Below are 14,900 nucleotides of genomic sequence, written 5' to 3'. Positions count from 1 at the left end.
TGTAACGCCAGCCATGCCGTTGGCGGTGGCCTCCTACACTCGGCGGCATCAGGCGTGGTCGATGGGCTTGATGTGTCTGCCGTGCCTGATGTGTCGTCCGGCTTGCGTGCTGCGCGCATGGCCGGTTCGTTGTTGGGGGTTTGAACCCGGGAGCGTTCACATGAAAAATCCTGACCACATTGATCGTCGCCGGCTGCTCAAGATGTTGGGCAGCGCGCCGCTGTTGCCGCTGGGCGGTGCGACGCTGGCGGGCGTGCTGGCGGGACGCCATGCGTCAGCCGCGACGCAGGCGCCCGCATTCGTATCCGCCGAATTCATATCGATGCCCGCGCCGGGCTTGTCGGATCCCGCAGGCATGGCGCGCACCACGGTGGAATCAGCGATGGAACTTGTCTTTGCCGACGGCCGTCGGCGGCGCGTGCAACTGGGCTACGAAGCGTTCTTCATGACGGGCGACCTCGTGCCCGACGGCAAGGGCGGCACCGTGCTGGCGGGCGGCTACGTCGATATCCATGGCAAGCCCATCCTGGACACCTCCGTGCCCGGGCGCATACGGCCGTTTTTTTCAGACTGCCCGGACGGCATGTCGCTGTTGACACTGGCGCGGCCGGTGGGCGAGGCCGATGGCGCCACCGGCCCGCCGTGCGCCGCTGTGTACGCCGTGGTGCAGTTTGAATACCTGTCGCGCAACCAGGCGGGCGATGACATGTGGAGGCACCTGCCATCGCCGATTGCCGTGCTGACCCTGGCGCAGGACTTGCAGACTGGCAAGCTGAGCCTGGTTCGCTACTGCAACGTCGACACCGAGCCGGTGCACGGCCTGTGGGTCACCTGCGGGGCCAGCCTGTCGCCCTGGAACACGCATTTGTCCAGCGAGGAATACGAGCCCGACGCCACGATCGCGCGTGACTCGGCATCTTTCCAGGCTTTCAGCCGCCACCTGTATGGCGACGCGCGCCGCGCCAACCCCTATCACTACGGCCATCTGCCTGAAGTGACGGTGCACGCGGACGGCACGGGCAGCATCAAGAAGCACTACTGCATGGGCCGCATCTCGCACGAGTTGGTGCAGATCATGCCCGACCAGCGCACCGCGTTGATGGGCGACGACGCCACCAACGGCGGCCTGTTCATGTTCGTGGCCGACCGCAAGGCGGATCTGTCGTCGGGCACGCTCTACGTGGCCCGTTGGATGCAGACCTCGGGGGTGGGGCCGGGCGCGGCGGTGCTGCGCTGGATAAGGCTGGGCCACGCCACCAGCGCCGAGGTCAAGGAACTGGCCGACCAGCTTACCGCCGCCGACATCATGGACGTGCGCACGGCCGACCCCTCGGACACGAGCTACACGCACATTCGCTTTGATGGCAAGGACAACTGGGTCAGGCTGAAGCCGGGCCGGCGCCAGGCCGCGGCTTTTCTGGAAACGCACCGCTACGCGGCATTGGTGGGCGGCACGCTGGCCTTCACGAAGATGGAAGGCACCACGGTGAACGCGCACGACAAGATCGCGTACACCGCCATGGCGCACATCGAAACGTCCATGGTCGACGGCACGTCGCCGCATTTGCGCGTGGAAGGTCCCGAGGCAGGCGCGGTCTATCAACTGCGCCTGCAAGGGGGGCAGTCGGACACCGGGGGCGTCGCCATCGACAGCGAGTGGGTGCCGGTCGACATGGCGGCCGTGCCTGAACTGGTGGGCGCGCTGCTGTCCGCGCCCGACGCGCTGGGCAACCGCCACCGAAGCGACTGCATCTCCAACCCCGACAACCTGAAGTTCTCGGAAAAGCTGCGCACCCTGTTCATTGGCGAAGACAGCATGGGCCGCGTGAACAGCTTCCTGTGGGCGTTCAACGTGGATACGCGCGTTTTGTCGCGCCTGCTGTCTTGTCCGGTTGCCGCCGAATCCACGGGTCTGCACGCGGTGGATGACATCAATGGCTGGACCTACATCACCAGCAGCTTCCAGCACACGGCGGATTGGAATGACGTGCATGGGGTGGTGCGGCCCGTGCTGGCTCCCTTGGTCAAGGCCAATTACAAGGACGGCACTGGCGCGTCGGTCGGCTACCTGACGGGGGTGAAGATAGACGCCAAAGAATCCTGATTCGTCGATCAGTCTTTCTGGCCTTCTCTTCATGGACGTTTCACGTTGACCCGCCACTATGTGCGCAGCGGAAACCCTGTTCCTGAATCAAGAAGGCAAGCATGAAAGCGATGGATTGGAAAAGATGGTGTGCCATGCTGTTGGCCGCTAGCGCGTTGGCGGGTTGTGGGGGCGATGGCGACGATGACGACGCCCAGGCGTCGCCGCCCGTGACCGAGCCGGCGCCGGCCACCATCGACAAAGTATTGTTCATTGGCATTGACGGCCTGACTTATGACGCTCTGCGTCGTGGCGTCGCCGACAAGACGCTGACCAACATCGGCCAGTTGACGGCTACGCGTGCCTGGACGGGCGGCGTAACGGGCGAGGTCACCCAGCAGCCCACGCTGGCCGCGCCGGGTTGGGCGACCCTCTTGACTGGCCAGTGGGCGGACGTGCACGGCGTGCGTTCCAACGCGTCCGGCCAGGCGATGAAAGCGCCCAGCCTGTTCCAGCGCATCAAGACGGAGCACCCCGCGGCACGCACGGCGGGCGCCTTCAATTCGCCCTTGCTGGCAGGTCTGGTTGCTAGCGATCGCGACGCCGGCTATCTGCAAACGCTGACCGATTGCGCGGGCGTTGACGACTGCGTCGCCTCGCAAGCGCGCGACCGCATCACGGAAGGCTATGACGTGGTCGTGGCCCAGTTCGGCGCACCCGAACGCGCCGCGTCCGATAGCGGCTTTGGCGCCAACTACAACGCTGTCATCCGCCGGACCGACGCCGCCATCGGCGAGCTGGCCAAGCAGATCGCCGACCGCCGCGCCGACCATCCGGACGAGAATTGGCTGATGATCGTGGCGTCCAGTCACGGTCTGGGCAAGACCGGCGTGGCCGACGGCCTGCCGCAAGCCGCGAACAAGACCATCTTCCTGGCATCGAACCAAGCGGCGCTGCTGGGCGGCAGCGCGGACGACGCGTCGTTTGACGGCGTCTGGGACAACAACTGGTATGCACTGCCCAGCGCCGCCGACGTGGCGCCCACCATGCTGGCGCATCTGGCCGCGCTGCCCGCGGCCGGGCAATACGACATGGCGGGCACGCCGCTGTCTGAACCCCTGGCGCTGCGCCGCCTGTCGGCCCGCACGTCCATGGACAACAAGACTGTGACGCTGTCCTGGGTGCGCGTGGGCGAACCCGAGGGCGACATCGTGGTCAGCCGAGACGGCGTTGAAGTGGCGCGCCTGCCGGGCACGGACACGGGCTATGCCGACACCGGCTTCACCTTCGATACCGAAGGCGTGCATACGCTGAACTACAGCGTGTCACTGGGCCACGCCACCAGCGCCACCCACGCCACGGTGGTGTACGCCAAGCCGGTGGAACTGCTGGCGTCGCTGCGCACTGGCCTGACGATGCTGTTTCCCTTCGAAGGCGATGTGACCGACGTGGCCGCGGGCGGCGGCGCCATCACCCCGTATGACGGCGTGCAGGCGCCGGCATTCGCCGATGCCGGTGTGTTCGGCAAGATGTTCCAGAACGAGCGCGGCTCGGCCGCCCTGGGCGCCTTCAAGCTGGACTATCCGGCGGGCATGCTGGACAGCCTGTCCGTCTTCACGATCGGCTTCTGGTATCAGTCGGACGGCACGGCGAACGACCGCTCGATCCTGGGCAACAAGGACTACAACTCCGGCGGCAATCCCGGCATCACCATCGCCCAGTGGGCCGGCCCCGAGCTGCGCTTCAACGTGGCGGGCGGCGGTGCTCGCGCCGACATCAACGGGGTGAAGTTCACACCGAACAAGCCGGTCTACGTCGCCATGACCATCAACAAACCCGCCAAGACCATGACGGCCTTCGTCTACGACAGCGAAATCGGTTTCTCGCGGCGCAACACGACCACGGGCTCGGTTGACCTGGGGCTGGTGGCCGGCGTGTTCGGTCCGCACATCGGCCTGAACGAAGACGGCCTGGGCACCTACGGCATCTGCTGCGCGGGCACCAAGGGTCCTTACACCATGAATTTCGACGATCTTGCCTTCTGGTCGCGCGCATTGACCGAGGACGAAGTGAAGTCCCTGGCGCTGTCCGGCAAGTCCGTTTCCGACCTGTTCCCCTGATGTTTCTAGGATAGAAAACCATGAGCCATTCCCTGATCTTGCGCGGCCTGCTGCGCGCTGGCGCGGTGCTGATGCTGACCGCCACCCTGGCCGCTTGCGGCGGCGACGACGGTGACGACAGCACGACGCCGCCTGACAACGGCGGGACGGAAACGCCCGCGCCCACCAAGCCCGAACTGCGTTGCGCGCCTTGAATTTCGCACCATCCACCGCGCCCACCACCGAGTCATAGGAAACCCATCCGTGAAGTCCGAAAAAGACCCGATCCACGCCGGCAAGCGCCGCTTCCTGCGCAACGCCGCCGCGTCCACCGCCGGCCTGACCGCGCTGTCGATGTTCCCGCCCGCCATCCGCCGCGCGCTGGCCATCCCCGCCAACAACCGCACCGGCACGATCAACGACGTTGAACACGTCGTGATCCTGATGCAGGAAAACCGTTCGTTCGACATGTACTTCGGTACGTATAAGGGCGTGCGCGGTTTTGGCGACCGCATCACCATTCCGCTGCCGCAGAACCGTTCGGTGTGGGAACAGACCAATGGCACCCGCGTGGTCATGCCGTATCACCTGGACAGCACGCAGGGCAACGCCCAGCGCGTGGCCGGCACGCCGCATGATTACGTGGACGCGCAGATGGCGTGGGACGGCGGCCGCATGGACCAGTGGCCGCGCTACAAGCAGAACCAGTCCATGGGTTATTACCGCCAACAAGAGGTGAACTTCCAGTTCCTGCTGGCCGAAGCCTTCACGCTGTGCGACGCCTACCACTGTTCCACCCACGGCGGCACCAACACCAACCGCCTGTTCCTGTGGACGGGCACCAACGACCCGCTGGCCCAAGGTAATGGCCCGTCGACCCGCAACCAGTGGGACAGCCTGGGTGCGTCCACCACCGGCTGGACGTGGAAGACGTATCCGGAACGCCTGCAAGAAAACGGCGTGACCTGGAAGGTCTACCAGAACCTGCCCGAGAACTTCGGCGACAACTCGCTGGCGGGCTTTCAGCAATACCGCCGCGCCAACGAACAGGCGGGTAACGCCGCCAATGGTTCGCCGTATCCGGCCTGGACGCCCAGCATGGACGCCGCCAACCCCTTGTACAAGGGCACGGCCAACACCATGCCGGATGGCGGCTTCCTGCAATCGCTGCGCGACGACGTCAACAACGGCACCTTGCCGCAAGTGTCCTGGATCGTGGCGCCCGCCACGTATTCAGAGCACCCCGGCCCGTCCAGCCCCATCCAGGGCGCGTGGTATATCCAGGAAACGCTGGACGCGCTGACGGCCAACCCGGACGTCTGGAGCAAGACGGTGCTCTTGATCAACTTCGACGAAAACGACGGCTACTTCGACCACGTGCCGCCGCCCGCCGCGCCGTCGCTGAACGCCGATGGCTCGATGGCGGGTGCGTCCACCGTCAATACCGACCTGGACCGTCACACGCACGCCTCGGCCCAGGATGCGGCCGATAACCGCGTCTACGGCCCCGGCCCGCGCGTGCCCATGTACGTGGTGTCGCCGTGGAGCCGTGGCGGCTGGGTCAATTCCCAGGCCTTCGACCACACCTCGGTGCTGCGCTTCCTGGAAGCCCGCTTCGGGGTGCCCGAAGACAACATCAGCCCGTGGCGCCGCGCCGTGCTGGGCGACCTGACCTCGGCCTTCAACTTCGCCACGCCCAACGACGAAGCGCTGCCCGACCTGAATATCCTGACGCGGGCTGGCGCCGACCAGTTGCGCGCGGACCAGCAGGCCTTGACCGCGGTGCCGCTGCCGGACACCACGGTGCAGGCTCGGCCCGAGCAGGAAAAGGGCGTGCGCTATTCGCGTCCCTTGCCGTATGAGCTGCACACCAGCGGTCGCAGCCAGCCCACCACGGGCAATATGTGGCTGCTGTTCTCCAACACCGGCAAGCAAGCCGCGGTCTTCCATGTGTATGACCGCCTGCATCTGGACCGCCTGCCGCGCCGCTACACGGTGGAACCCGACAAGCAGTTGGAAGGCAGTTGGGACACGGCTGCCGACGGCGGCAAGTATGACCTGTGGGTGCTGGGCCCCAACGGCTATCACCGCCACTTCGCGGGTGACCTGGCCCTGGCGCGCACGTCGCAACTGGACCCGGAAATCCGCGTCTGCTACGACATCGCCAACGGCGACGTCTACGTCAGCTTCATCAACAGTGGCAAGGTCGACTGCACCTTTGAAGTCACGCCCAACGCCTACTACAGCAATAACGAGCGCTGGACGCTGACGGTGCCGGCGGGCGCCAAGGTCGAACAACACTGGGCGCTGGAAGCCAGCGGCCACTGGTACGACTTCACGGCCCGCCTGGCTGAAGACCCGGCCTACCTGCGCCGCTTTGCCGGCCGCGTTGAAACCGGCAAGCCGTCGGTAACCGACCCGGCAATGGCCACGTAAGGCTCAGGCGGCAGTCTGCGGTTCGCGCGCCCGGAAAGCCGTGGCGCACGCGTCGCAGATTGCCGCCGTGATGCCCTGGCGCGCATGCTCGCGCCGTTCCAGCATGCCGATGGCCCGCGCAAGCGGGCCCAAGTCCTGGGGCAGCGTCAGAATGCGAAGTTCCGGGCTGTGCTGCCAGTTGGACCCATTGATCAGCGGCAGCAGGGTCACGCCCACTTCCTGACGCACCAGTTCCACCAGCGTCTCGATGGCGTTGAGTTCCAGGAATTCATTCAGCGGCACGGCCAGGCGCCGCAGCAGGCGGTCAATCTGCAAGCCCGTGCGCTGCGTGCGGTCAAAGCGCAAGAAGGGATTGTTGGCCAGTACCTGGCGGGCGTCCTTGCCGGGCGCCGACGCGGGCGCAATCACCACCAGTTGTTCTTCATATAGCGGCGTCCAGCGCGTGCTGGCCATCTTGCGCCCGGCCTCCACCAGGAAGGCCGCGTCCAGCTCGCCGTCTTCGACCTTGCCGGCCAATTCACTGGCCTTGCCCGACAGAATGCGCACGTCCAGCTTGGGGTGGGCCTTCTTCAGCCCCGACACCACCTTGGACAGCGTGCCCATGCACGACACGATGCTGCCCACCGATACCGCGCCCGCCAATTCGCCCGGCACGGTTCTCGGTAGCCGCATTCGGTCGTATAAATCCAGTAAATGCTTGATTTCAGGTAGCAATTCGCGGCCAGCTGCGTTAAGAATGGCAAGTCGGCCGCTGCGGTCAAAGAGTTCGCGCCCCAGCTCGGCCTCTAGCGTGCGCATCTGGAAGCTGACGGCGGCCTGGGTCAGCGCCACCTGCTCGGCCGCTTCCGAAAAAGAGCCATGGTGGGCGACCGCCAGAAAAGTGCGTAAAAACCGGATGGTGCTCATAGCGGTGACCCATAAAAATTTCTTTTATGACGGAACAAAAAATCAAATTGATTTAATTAGATCACGAGAGTACCTTCGCCTGCTTAACCGTTCAGACCGTTTAGAGACAAGCACATGAAAACCTTCGACTGGGCCAACCCGTATCCTTCCGTCCGCATTCCGCTGTTCGCGCGCAACGTGGTGTCCACGTCGCACCCGCTGGCGGCCCAGGCGGGCCTGCGCATGATGCTCAAGGGCGGCAACGCCGTGGACGCCGCCATTGCCGCCGCCGCCACGATTGTGCTGGTGGAGCCGGTGTCTTGCGGCCTGGGCGGCGACTGCTTCGCCATCGTCTGGGACGGCAAGGAACTGCATGGCTTGAACTCGTCGGGCGTGGCGCCCGCCGCGTGGAATACCGAATACTTCAAGGCCAAGTACGGCACGGGCCCCGACGGCCTGGCCATCCAGCCCAAGCGCGGCTGGGACGCCGTGACGGTGCCGGGCGTGGTGGCCGGTTGGGCCGCGCTGCACGAAAAGCTGGGCAAGCTGCCGTTTGAACAACTGTTCGAACCCGCCATCGAAATCGCCGAGCGCGGCTACGCCGTGCCGCCGGTCGTGGCGCACAAGTGGGCCGCCGCCGCCGACGAACTGAAGTCGCAGCCGGGCTACGCCGCCGCCTTCATGCCCGAGGGCCGCGCGCCCAAGGTCGGCGAACACTTCCGTTTCCCCGACGCCGCCAACACGCTGCGCCGCATCGCCGAATCCAAGGGCCGCGACTTCTATGAAGGCGAGCTGGCCGAACGCATCGCCGCCTTCAGCAAGGAATGCGGCGGCGCGATGACGCTGGAAGACCTGCGCAACTACCGTCCGGACTGGGTCAAGCCCATTTCGAAGTCGTACCGTGGCTACGAGCTGCACGAAATCCCGCCCAACGGGCAGGGCATTGCCGCGCTGATCGCGCTGGGCATCGTCGAACGCTTCGATATGTCCGACATTCCCGTGGATTCGGTGCAATCGCAGCACATCCAGATCGAAGCCATGAAGCTGGCGTTTGCCGATCTGTACAAGTACGTGGCCGACCCGCGCGCCATGCAGGTGACGCCCGAGCAGATGCTGTCGGACGCCTACCTGGACAGCCGCGCCAAGCTGATCCGCCTGGACCAGGCCACGCATTTCGAAGCCGGCCGCCCGCATGCCGGCGGCACCATCTACCTGACCGCCGCCGACGAAAACGGCATGATGATTTCGTTCATCCAGTCCAACTACATGGGCTTCGGATCGGGCGTGGTCGTGCCGGGCACCGGCATCAGCATGCAGAACCGTGGCGTGGGTTTCTCGATGGATCCCAAGTCGGCCAACGTGGTGGAAGGCGGCAAGCGCCCGTTCCACACCATCATCCCGGGCTTCCTCACGCGCGGCGGCAAGCCGGTGATGAGCTTTGGCGTGATGGGCGGCGACATGCAGCCGCAAGGCCACATGCAAACCGTGGTCCGCATGATCGACTACCACCAGAACCCGCAGGCCGCGTGCTGCGCGCCGCGCTGGAAGGTCAACCGCGACTTCACGCTGGACATCGAAACCAACATGAAGGCCTCCACCATTGCGGGCCTGAAAGACCTGGGTCATGCTTTGAAGTCGGTTGACGATCCGTACATGGACTTCGGCGCCGGCCAGTTCATCTGGCGCATGTCCGAAAACGACAACGAACTGGGTTATGTCGCCGCCAGCGACAGCCGCCGCGACGGTCAGGCGGTCGGCTTCTAAACCGCCGCCATACGGCTTCCATACGTAACGCTCTCAAGCTCCAAGGGGAAATACCACAATGAAACGCTTGACCTTGACCTTCGGCGCCAGCCTGCTGGCGCTGGCCGCCGGCGCCGCGTGCGCCCAGAACATCCGCATCGGCCTGCAGGAAGATCCGGACGTGCTGGACCCGCACCGCGCCCGCACCTATGTGGGCCGCATCGTGTTCACGTCGCTGTGCGACAAGCTGGTGGACATCGACCCCAAGCTGCACTTCGTGCCGCAACTGGCCACGTCGTGGTCGTTCAGCCCCGACAACAAGGTGCTGACCTTCAAGCTGCGTGACGACGCGCTGTTCCACGACGGCTCGAAGTTCGACGCCGCCGCCGCCAAGGCCAACATCGAACGCGCCAAGTCCCTGCCGGACAGCCTGCGCAAGGGTGAACTGGCATCGGTGGAAAAAGTTGACGCGCCGGACGCCACGACGCTGGTGCTGACCCTGAAAAAGCCCGACGCCACCTTGCTGGCGCAATTGTCCGACCGCGCCGGCATGATGCTGTCGCCCAAGACCTTCAACGACGCCGACGTGGCTGCCGTGGGTCGCAAGCCCATCTGCTCGGGCCCGTACAAGTTTGTGGAACGCATCCAGAACGACCGCATCGTGCTGGAGAAGTTCGACAAGTATTACGACGCCAAGGATTACGCCTTCCAGCGCATCACCTTCCTGCCCATCCCCGACACCACCGTGCGCTTGTCGAACCTGCGCGCGGGTGACCTGGACATGCTGGAACGCCTGAACCCGTCAGACGCACCGCAAGTCAAGACCGACGCCAGCCTGACGTTTGCACCGGTGGCGGGTCTTGGCTTCCAGCAGTTCATGTTCAACGTGGGCAACGGCAAGCGCGCCGAAGACAACCCGTTCAAGAACAAGCTGGTGCGCCAGGCGTTCCAGTACGCCATCGACCGCAACGTCATCAACGACGTGGCGGGCGGCGGCATCTTCGAACCCGCGCAGCAACCGTTCCCGCCCGCAAGCCCCTATCACAGCGACAAGTTCCCCGTCACCAAGCGCGACGTGGCCAAGTCCAAGGCGCTGCTGAAGCAGGCCGGCATGGAACGCGTGAAGGCCGAGCTGGTGTTCGGCAACAACACCACCACGTCGTCTATCGCCGAAATCGTGCAGGCCATGGCGGCCGAGGCGGGCTTTGACCTGTCCCTGCGTCCCACGGAATACGCGGCCCTGCAGAAAGAAGCGTCGGCCGGCAACTTCCAGATCGTGATGCTGGGCTGGTCCGGCCGGGTTGATCCGGACGGCAACATCTACGCCTTCGTGACGTGCAAGGGCGCATTGAACGACGGCCACTACTGCAATCCGGAAGTGGACAAGCTGCTGAACGAAGCGCGCACCATTCCGGATGAAGCCCAGCGCAAGGTCATCTACGAAAAGGCGCTGACCATCATGCAGGACGAGCTGCCCGGCGTGTACAACTACTACCAGCCGTGGCCCTTCGTGATGGCCAAGAAGGTGAAGGGCTTCACGCCGTATCCGGATGGCATGATCCGTCTGAAGGGCGTGACGTTCGCGCAGAAGTGATGACGAGGCGCGGCGGCCCGCCTGCTTGGTGGCCGCCGCGCGCGTGGGGCGCAGCGATGCGTCCCATGGCTTTTTGCGGCGGACGCGCGCCAGGTGTTGTGGCCTGAGCCCGTCCGCCGTTCCTGTTTTACGGTTTCCCCCACATGCTTAAACTTATCTTGCGCCGCGTGATCGTCGCGATACCGACCCTGATTCTGGTGTCGATGATCGTCTTCATGCTGCAGAAAATCTTGCCTGGCGACCCGGTGCTGACGCTGGCCGGCGAAGAGCGCGACCCGGCCGTGCTGGATTATCTGCGCGACAAATACCGCCTGAACGACCCGCTGCCCGTGCAATACGCGGCCTGGGCCGGGCAGGTGCTGCAAGGCGATTTGGGCAAGTCCCTGCGCACCGACGTGCCCGTCACGACGCTGATCGCGCAGAAGCTGCCCGTGACCTTGCAACTGGCCGCCATGGCCATGTTCTTTGCGCTCTTGATCGGCATTCCCATGGGGATCATCGCCGCGGTGCGCAAGGGCAAGCCCATTGAAATGGGCGCCAACATCGCGGCGCTGTCCGGCATGTCGATTCCCAATTTCTGGCTGGGCATCATCCTGATCATGGTGGTGTCGGTGCAATGGAGGCTGCTGCCGGCCTCGGGCTATGTATCGCCCGCCGAAGACTTCTGGCTGTCGATCAAGACGATGCTGATGCCGTCGCTGGTGCTGTCCACGGCGATTGCGGCGTATCTGATGCGGCACACGCGTTCGTCCATGCTGGAGGCGCTGTCAGCCGATTACGTGCGCACCGCGCGCGCGAAGGGCGTATCGCCGCGCAAGGTGGTGCTGCGCCATGCCTTGCGCAATGCGTTGATGCCTATCGTGACGCTGGTGACCTTGCTGTTCGGTGAATTGCTGGCCGGCGCCGTGCTGACCGAACAGGTCTTCACGATTCCGGGCTTTGGCAAGCTGGTGGTGGACGCGGTGTTCACGCGTGATTACGCGGTGGTGCAGGGCGTGGTGCTCTGCGTGGCGGTGGGCTTCATCTTGATGAACCTGCTGGCCGACATTCTGTACATCCTGGTCAACCCCCGCCTGAGGCACTCATGAGCGCAAATACTGCAACGGCCGCTGCCGTCACGCCGCCCCGCAGCCGCAATCGCGCCTGGGGCAAATTCAAACGCAACCACATCGCGATGCTCGGCCTGGGCATCGTGGCGTTCTTCGTGCTGCTGGCCGTGCTGGCGCCGTTCATCGCCAACCACGATCCCTTGCAGACCAGCTTCACCACCATCCGCAAGGCGCCGTCGGCGTCGTATTGGCTGGGCACGGATGAACTGGGCCGCGACATTTTCAGCCGCATGGTCTATGGCGCCCGCGCGTCCTTGATGGCGGGCCTGGTGTCGGTGCTGATCGCCTTGGTGGTCGGGGTGCCGTTCGGGCTTGCGGCCGGCTACTTCGGCGGCTGGACGGACAGCATCATTTCGCGCGCCACGGAAGCGCTGCTGGCCATTCCGTTTTTGATTCTGGCGATTGCGCTGGCCGCGTTTCTTGGGCCCAGCCTGACCAATGCGATGATCGCCATTGGTGTGTCGGCGGCGCCGAAGTTCGTGCGGCTGACGCGCGGGCAGGTGCTGGCGGTGAAGAACGAAGACTATGTGCAGAGCGCGCGCGCGCTGGGCGCGTCGGACTTGCGGATCATCGGCCGGCACGTGTTTCCCAACGTGATGCCGCCGCTGATTGTGCAGGCCACCATCACCATCGCCACGGCCATCATCGCCGAGGCAAGCCTGTCGTTCCTGGGGCTGGGTCTGCAACCGCCGACGCCGTCGTGGGGCTCGATGCTGAACACGGCCAAGAACTTCATGACCCAGGCGCCCTGGATGTCGATCTTTCCCGGATCGGCCATTTTCCTGGTGGTGCTGGGCTTCAATCTGCTGGGCGACGGGTTGCGCGACGCGCTTGATCCGCGTCAGGAAAAGTAATCACTATGGCAACAATGGATTCCAAACGCGTCGTCGAGGTCAGTGGCCTGTCGGTGCGCTTCAAGACCCCGGATCGCACGGTGGATGCCGTGCGCAATGTGTCGTTCCATGTGGATCGTGGCGAAACCCTGGCCATCGTGGGCGAGTCGGGTTCGGGTAAGTCGGTGACGTCGCTGGCGCTGATGCGCCTGGTGGAATACGGCGGCGGCAAGATCATCAATGGCGACATGTTCCTGCGCCGCCGCAATGGCGAGGTGCTGGACTTGGCGCACGCACCGGACACGACGTTGCAGCGCGTGCGCGGTGCGGACGTGGCGATGATTTTCCAGGAGCCGATGACGTCACTGAACCCCAGCTTTACGGCGGGCAACCAGATTGCCGAGGCCTTGCAGTTGCACCAGGGGCTGGACGCGGCGGCGGCGCGGGCGGAGACGCTGCGCATGCTGGAGCGGGTGCGCATTCCCGAAGCGCGGGCGATTCTTGATCGTTATCCGCACCAGTTGTCGGGCGGGATGCGGCAGCGGGTGATGATTGCGATGGCGCTGTCGTGCAAGCCGCAGTTGTTGATTGCCGATGAGCCGACGACGGCGCTGGATGTGACCATCCAGGCCCAGATTCTGCAGCTGATCCGTCAGTTGCAGGAAGAGATGGACATGGGGGTGATCTTCATCACGCACGATATGGGCGTGGTGGCGGAAGTGGCCGACCGTGTGCTGGTGATGTATCGCGGCGACAAGGTGGAAGAGGGCGGTTCGGACGAGATTTTCGCGCGTCCGCAGCATGCTTACACGCGCGCGTTGTTGTCGGCGGTGCCTCGCTTGGGGGCGATGCACGGCACGGATGAGCCGGCGCCGTTTCCGCTGTTGAAGCTGGAAGAGGCGGCGCAGGTGGCGAACCCGGCGGCGCTGGTGGATGCGCCGGTGGCGGCGCCGTCAACGGTGCGGCGCGAGAACGGGCCGGTGTTGAAGGTGCGGGACCTGACGACGAGTTTCGATATTACGGGCGGCATTCTGGGCCGGGTGCAGAAACGTGTGCATGCGGTGGAGAAGGTCAGCTTTGATCTGTATCCGGGCGAGACTTTATCGCTGGTGGGTGAGTCGGGTTGCGGCAAGACGACGACGGGTCGGTCGTTGTTGCAACTGGTGAAGAGCAAGGGCGGCACGATCGAGTTCGACGGCAAGAACATTGGTGCGTTGCGCGGTAGCGCGATGCAGACGTTGCGCCAGCATATCCAGTTCATTTTCCAGGACCCGTTCGCGTCGCTGGACCCGCGCATGACGGTGGGTTATTCGATCATGGAGCCGTTGCTGATCCATGGGGTGGCCAAGGGCAAGGCGGCCGAGGAACGGGTGCGCTGGCTGATGGAAAAGTGCGGGCTGTTGCCGGAAATGATCGACCGCTATCCGCATGAGTTTTCGGGCGGGCAGCGTCAGCGTATCTGCATTGCGCGGGCGTTGGCGTTGAATCCGAAGGTGGTGATTGCGGATGAGTCGGTGTCGGCGCTGGACGTGTCGATCCAGGCGCAGATCGTGAATTTGCTGCTGGATCTGCAACGGGAATTGGGGGTGTCGTTCCTGTTCATTTCGCACGATATGGCGGTGGTGGAACGGGTGAGTCACCGGGTGGCGGTGATGTACCTGGGGCAGATCGTGGAAATCGGCCCGCGCCGCGCCATCTTCGAAAATCCGCAGCATCCGTATACGAAGAAGCTGATGGCGGCAGTGCCGATCGCGGACCCGCAACGGCGGCATCGTGAACGGTCGCTGCTGGTGGATGAGATTCCCAGCCCGATGAGAAAGCTGGGGGACGATCCGCTGGTGGAGCCGCTGGTGGCCGTTGGGGAAGGGCATTTCGTGGCGCGGCATTCGGTTGGGGTTTATTGAGGGCGATGTTGGTCCTGGGATGGGATGTTGATTCTAGGATGGGATGTTGGTTCTTAAGGCGCGTTTGGCGTTGGGGCGAGGGTGAGCTTGGCTCAACGATTGCGGTCCGGAGCCTTCGCTCCGGACGTCCCCTTCGTCATCCTTGTATGGTGTAGGTGCGCCCTCTGCAGTGGGGAGGGCGCTGGGGTATGGGACGTCGTCATCCATCAGCCGG

Annotated in this window: 10 protein-coding genes; 9 read left to right on the top strand and 1 reads right to left on the bottom strand. The window is 64.6% G+C overall.

Annotated elements, in window-relative coordinates; all coding sequences use genetic code 11:
• Nucleotides 1-160: 160 nt before the first annotated feature.
• The 4 genes from WBR68_RS24500 (at nt 161) to WBR68_RS24485 (ending at nt 6,618) form a co-directional block, all read left to right on the top strand.
• Nucleotides 161-2,104 (top strand): PhoX family protein, encoded by a 1,944-nt coding sequence (locus tag WBR68_RS24500; RefSeq protein ID WP_230695498.1) that lies wholly within the window; start codon nt 161-163, stop codon nt 2,102-2,104.
• Nucleotides 2,105-2,238: 134 nt separating this feature from the next.
• Complete coding sequence (locus WBR68_RS24495) at nt 2,239-4,203, top strand: alkaline phosphatase family protein (RefSeq protein ID WP_230695497.1); 1,965 nt, start codon at nt 2,239-2,241, stop codon at nt 4,201-4,203.
• Nucleotides 4,204-4,223: 20 nt separating this feature from the next.
• Entirely contained in the window at nt 4,224-4,397 is a 174-nt protein-coding gene (locus tag WBR68_RS24490) for a hypothetical protein (protein WP_230695496.1), read from the top strand.
• A gap of 49 nt (nt 4,398-4,446) precedes the next feature.
• Nucleotides 4,447-6,618 (top strand): phosphocholine-specific phospholipase C, encoded by a 2,172-nt coding sequence (locus WBR68_RS24485; protein WP_050449341.1) that lies wholly within the window; start codon nt 4,447-4,449, stop codon nt 6,616-6,618.
• Between the two features lie 3 nt (nt 6,619-6,621).
• On the opposite strand, the gene WBR68_RS24480 is transcribed toward WBR68_RS24485, so the two are convergent.
• A complete protein-coding gene (locus WBR68_RS24480; protein WP_127184259.1) occupies nt 6,622-7,524 on the bottom strand; it encodes a LysR family transcriptional regulator in 903 nt (300 codons plus the stop codon).
• A gap of 114 nt (nt 7,525-7,638) precedes the next feature.
• Here WBR68_RS24480 and ggt point away from each other — a divergent pair, with 114 nt between their 5' ends.
• The 5 genes from ggt to WBR68_RS24455 all read left to right on the top strand — a co-directional run bounded on the left by ggt (nt 7,639) and on the right by WBR68_RS24455 (nt 14,686).
• Entirely contained in the window at nt 7,639-9,267 is a 1,629-nt protein-coding gene (gene ggt, locus WBR68_RS24475) for a gamma-glutamyltransferase (RefSeq protein WP_050449339.1), read from the top strand.
• A 58-nt stretch (nt 9,268-9,325) separates the two neighbouring features.
• Nucleotides 9,326-10,840 (top strand): ABC transporter substrate-binding protein, encoded by a 1,515-nt coding sequence (locus WBR68_RS24470; protein WP_230695495.1) that lies wholly within the window; start codon nt 9,326-9,328, stop codon nt 10,838-10,840.
• Between the two features lie 143 nt (nt 10,841-10,983).
• Nucleotides 10,984-11,928, top strand: a complete 945-nt coding sequence (locus WBR68_RS24465; protein ID WP_050449337.1) for an ABC transporter permease — start codon at nt 10,984-10,986, stop codon at nt 11,926-11,928.
• Nucleotides 11,925-12,803 carry a nickel transporter permease gene (gene nikC / locus WBR68_RS24460; RefSeq protein ID WP_050449336.1) on the top strand — a complete coding sequence of 293 codons (879 nt, stop codon included), beginning with the start codon at nt 11,925-11,927 and terminating at the stop codon, nt 12,801-12,803. Before WBR68_RS24465 ends, nikC begins: the two co-directional genes overlap by 4 nt.
• Nucleotides 12,804-12,817: 14 nt before the next feature.
• Nucleotides 12,818-14,686, top strand: a complete 1,869-nt coding sequence (locus WBR68_RS24455; protein WP_127186311.1) for a dipeptide ABC transporter ATP-binding protein — start codon at nt 12,818-12,820, stop codon at nt 14,684-14,686.
• Nucleotides 14,687-14,900: the final 214 nt, after the last annotated feature.

It is taken from the genome of Achromobacter sp. JD-1 (genome assembly GCF_038594925.1).
In the GTDB taxonomy this organism is placed as follows: Bacteria; Pseudomonadota; Gammaproteobacteria; order Burkholderiales; family Burkholderiaceae_B; genus Achromobacter; species Achromobacter spanius_C.
Note: the sequence above shows the minus strand (reverse complement) of the source record. Positions and strands in the feature narration are given on the sequence as shown.

Bases quoted from the DNA above. Each gene is read 5' to 3' on its own strand.
- WBR68_RS24455 (WP_127186311.1), top strand. From the start codon at position 12,818: ATGGATTCCAAACGCGTCGTCGAGGTCAGTGGCCTGTCGGTGCGCTTC.
- WBR68_RS24465 (WP_050449337.1), top strand. From the start codon at position 10,984: ATGCTTAAACTTATCTTGCGCCGCGTGATCGTCGCGATACCGACCCTG.
- WBR68_RS24470 (WP_230695495.1), top strand. From the start codon at position 9,326: ATGAAACGCTTGACCTTGACCTTCGGCGCCAGCCTGCTGGCGCTGGCC.
- nikC (WP_050449336.1), top strand. From the start codon at position 11,925: ATGAGCGCAAATACTGCAACGGCCGCTGCCGTCACGCCGCCCCGCAGC.
- WBR68_RS24480 (WP_127184259.1), bottom strand. From the start codon at position 7,524: ATGAGCACCATCCGGTTTTTACGCACTTTTCTGGCGGTCGCCCACCAT.
- WBR68_RS24495 (WP_230695497.1), top strand. From the start codon at position 2,239: ATGCTGTTGGCCGCTAGCGCGTTGGCGGGTTGTGGGGGCGATGGCGAC.
- WBR68_RS24490 (WP_230695496.1), top strand. From the start codon at position 4,224: ATGAGCCATTCCCTGATCTTGCGCGGCCTGCTGCGCGCTGGCGCGGTG.
- ggt (WP_050449339.1), top strand. From the start codon at position 7,639: ATGAAAACCTTCGACTGGGCCAACCCGTATCCTTCCGTCCGCATTCCG.
- WBR68_RS24500 (WP_230695498.1), top strand. From the start codon at position 161: ATGAAAAATCCTGACCACATTGATCGTCGCCGGCTGCTCAAGATGTTG.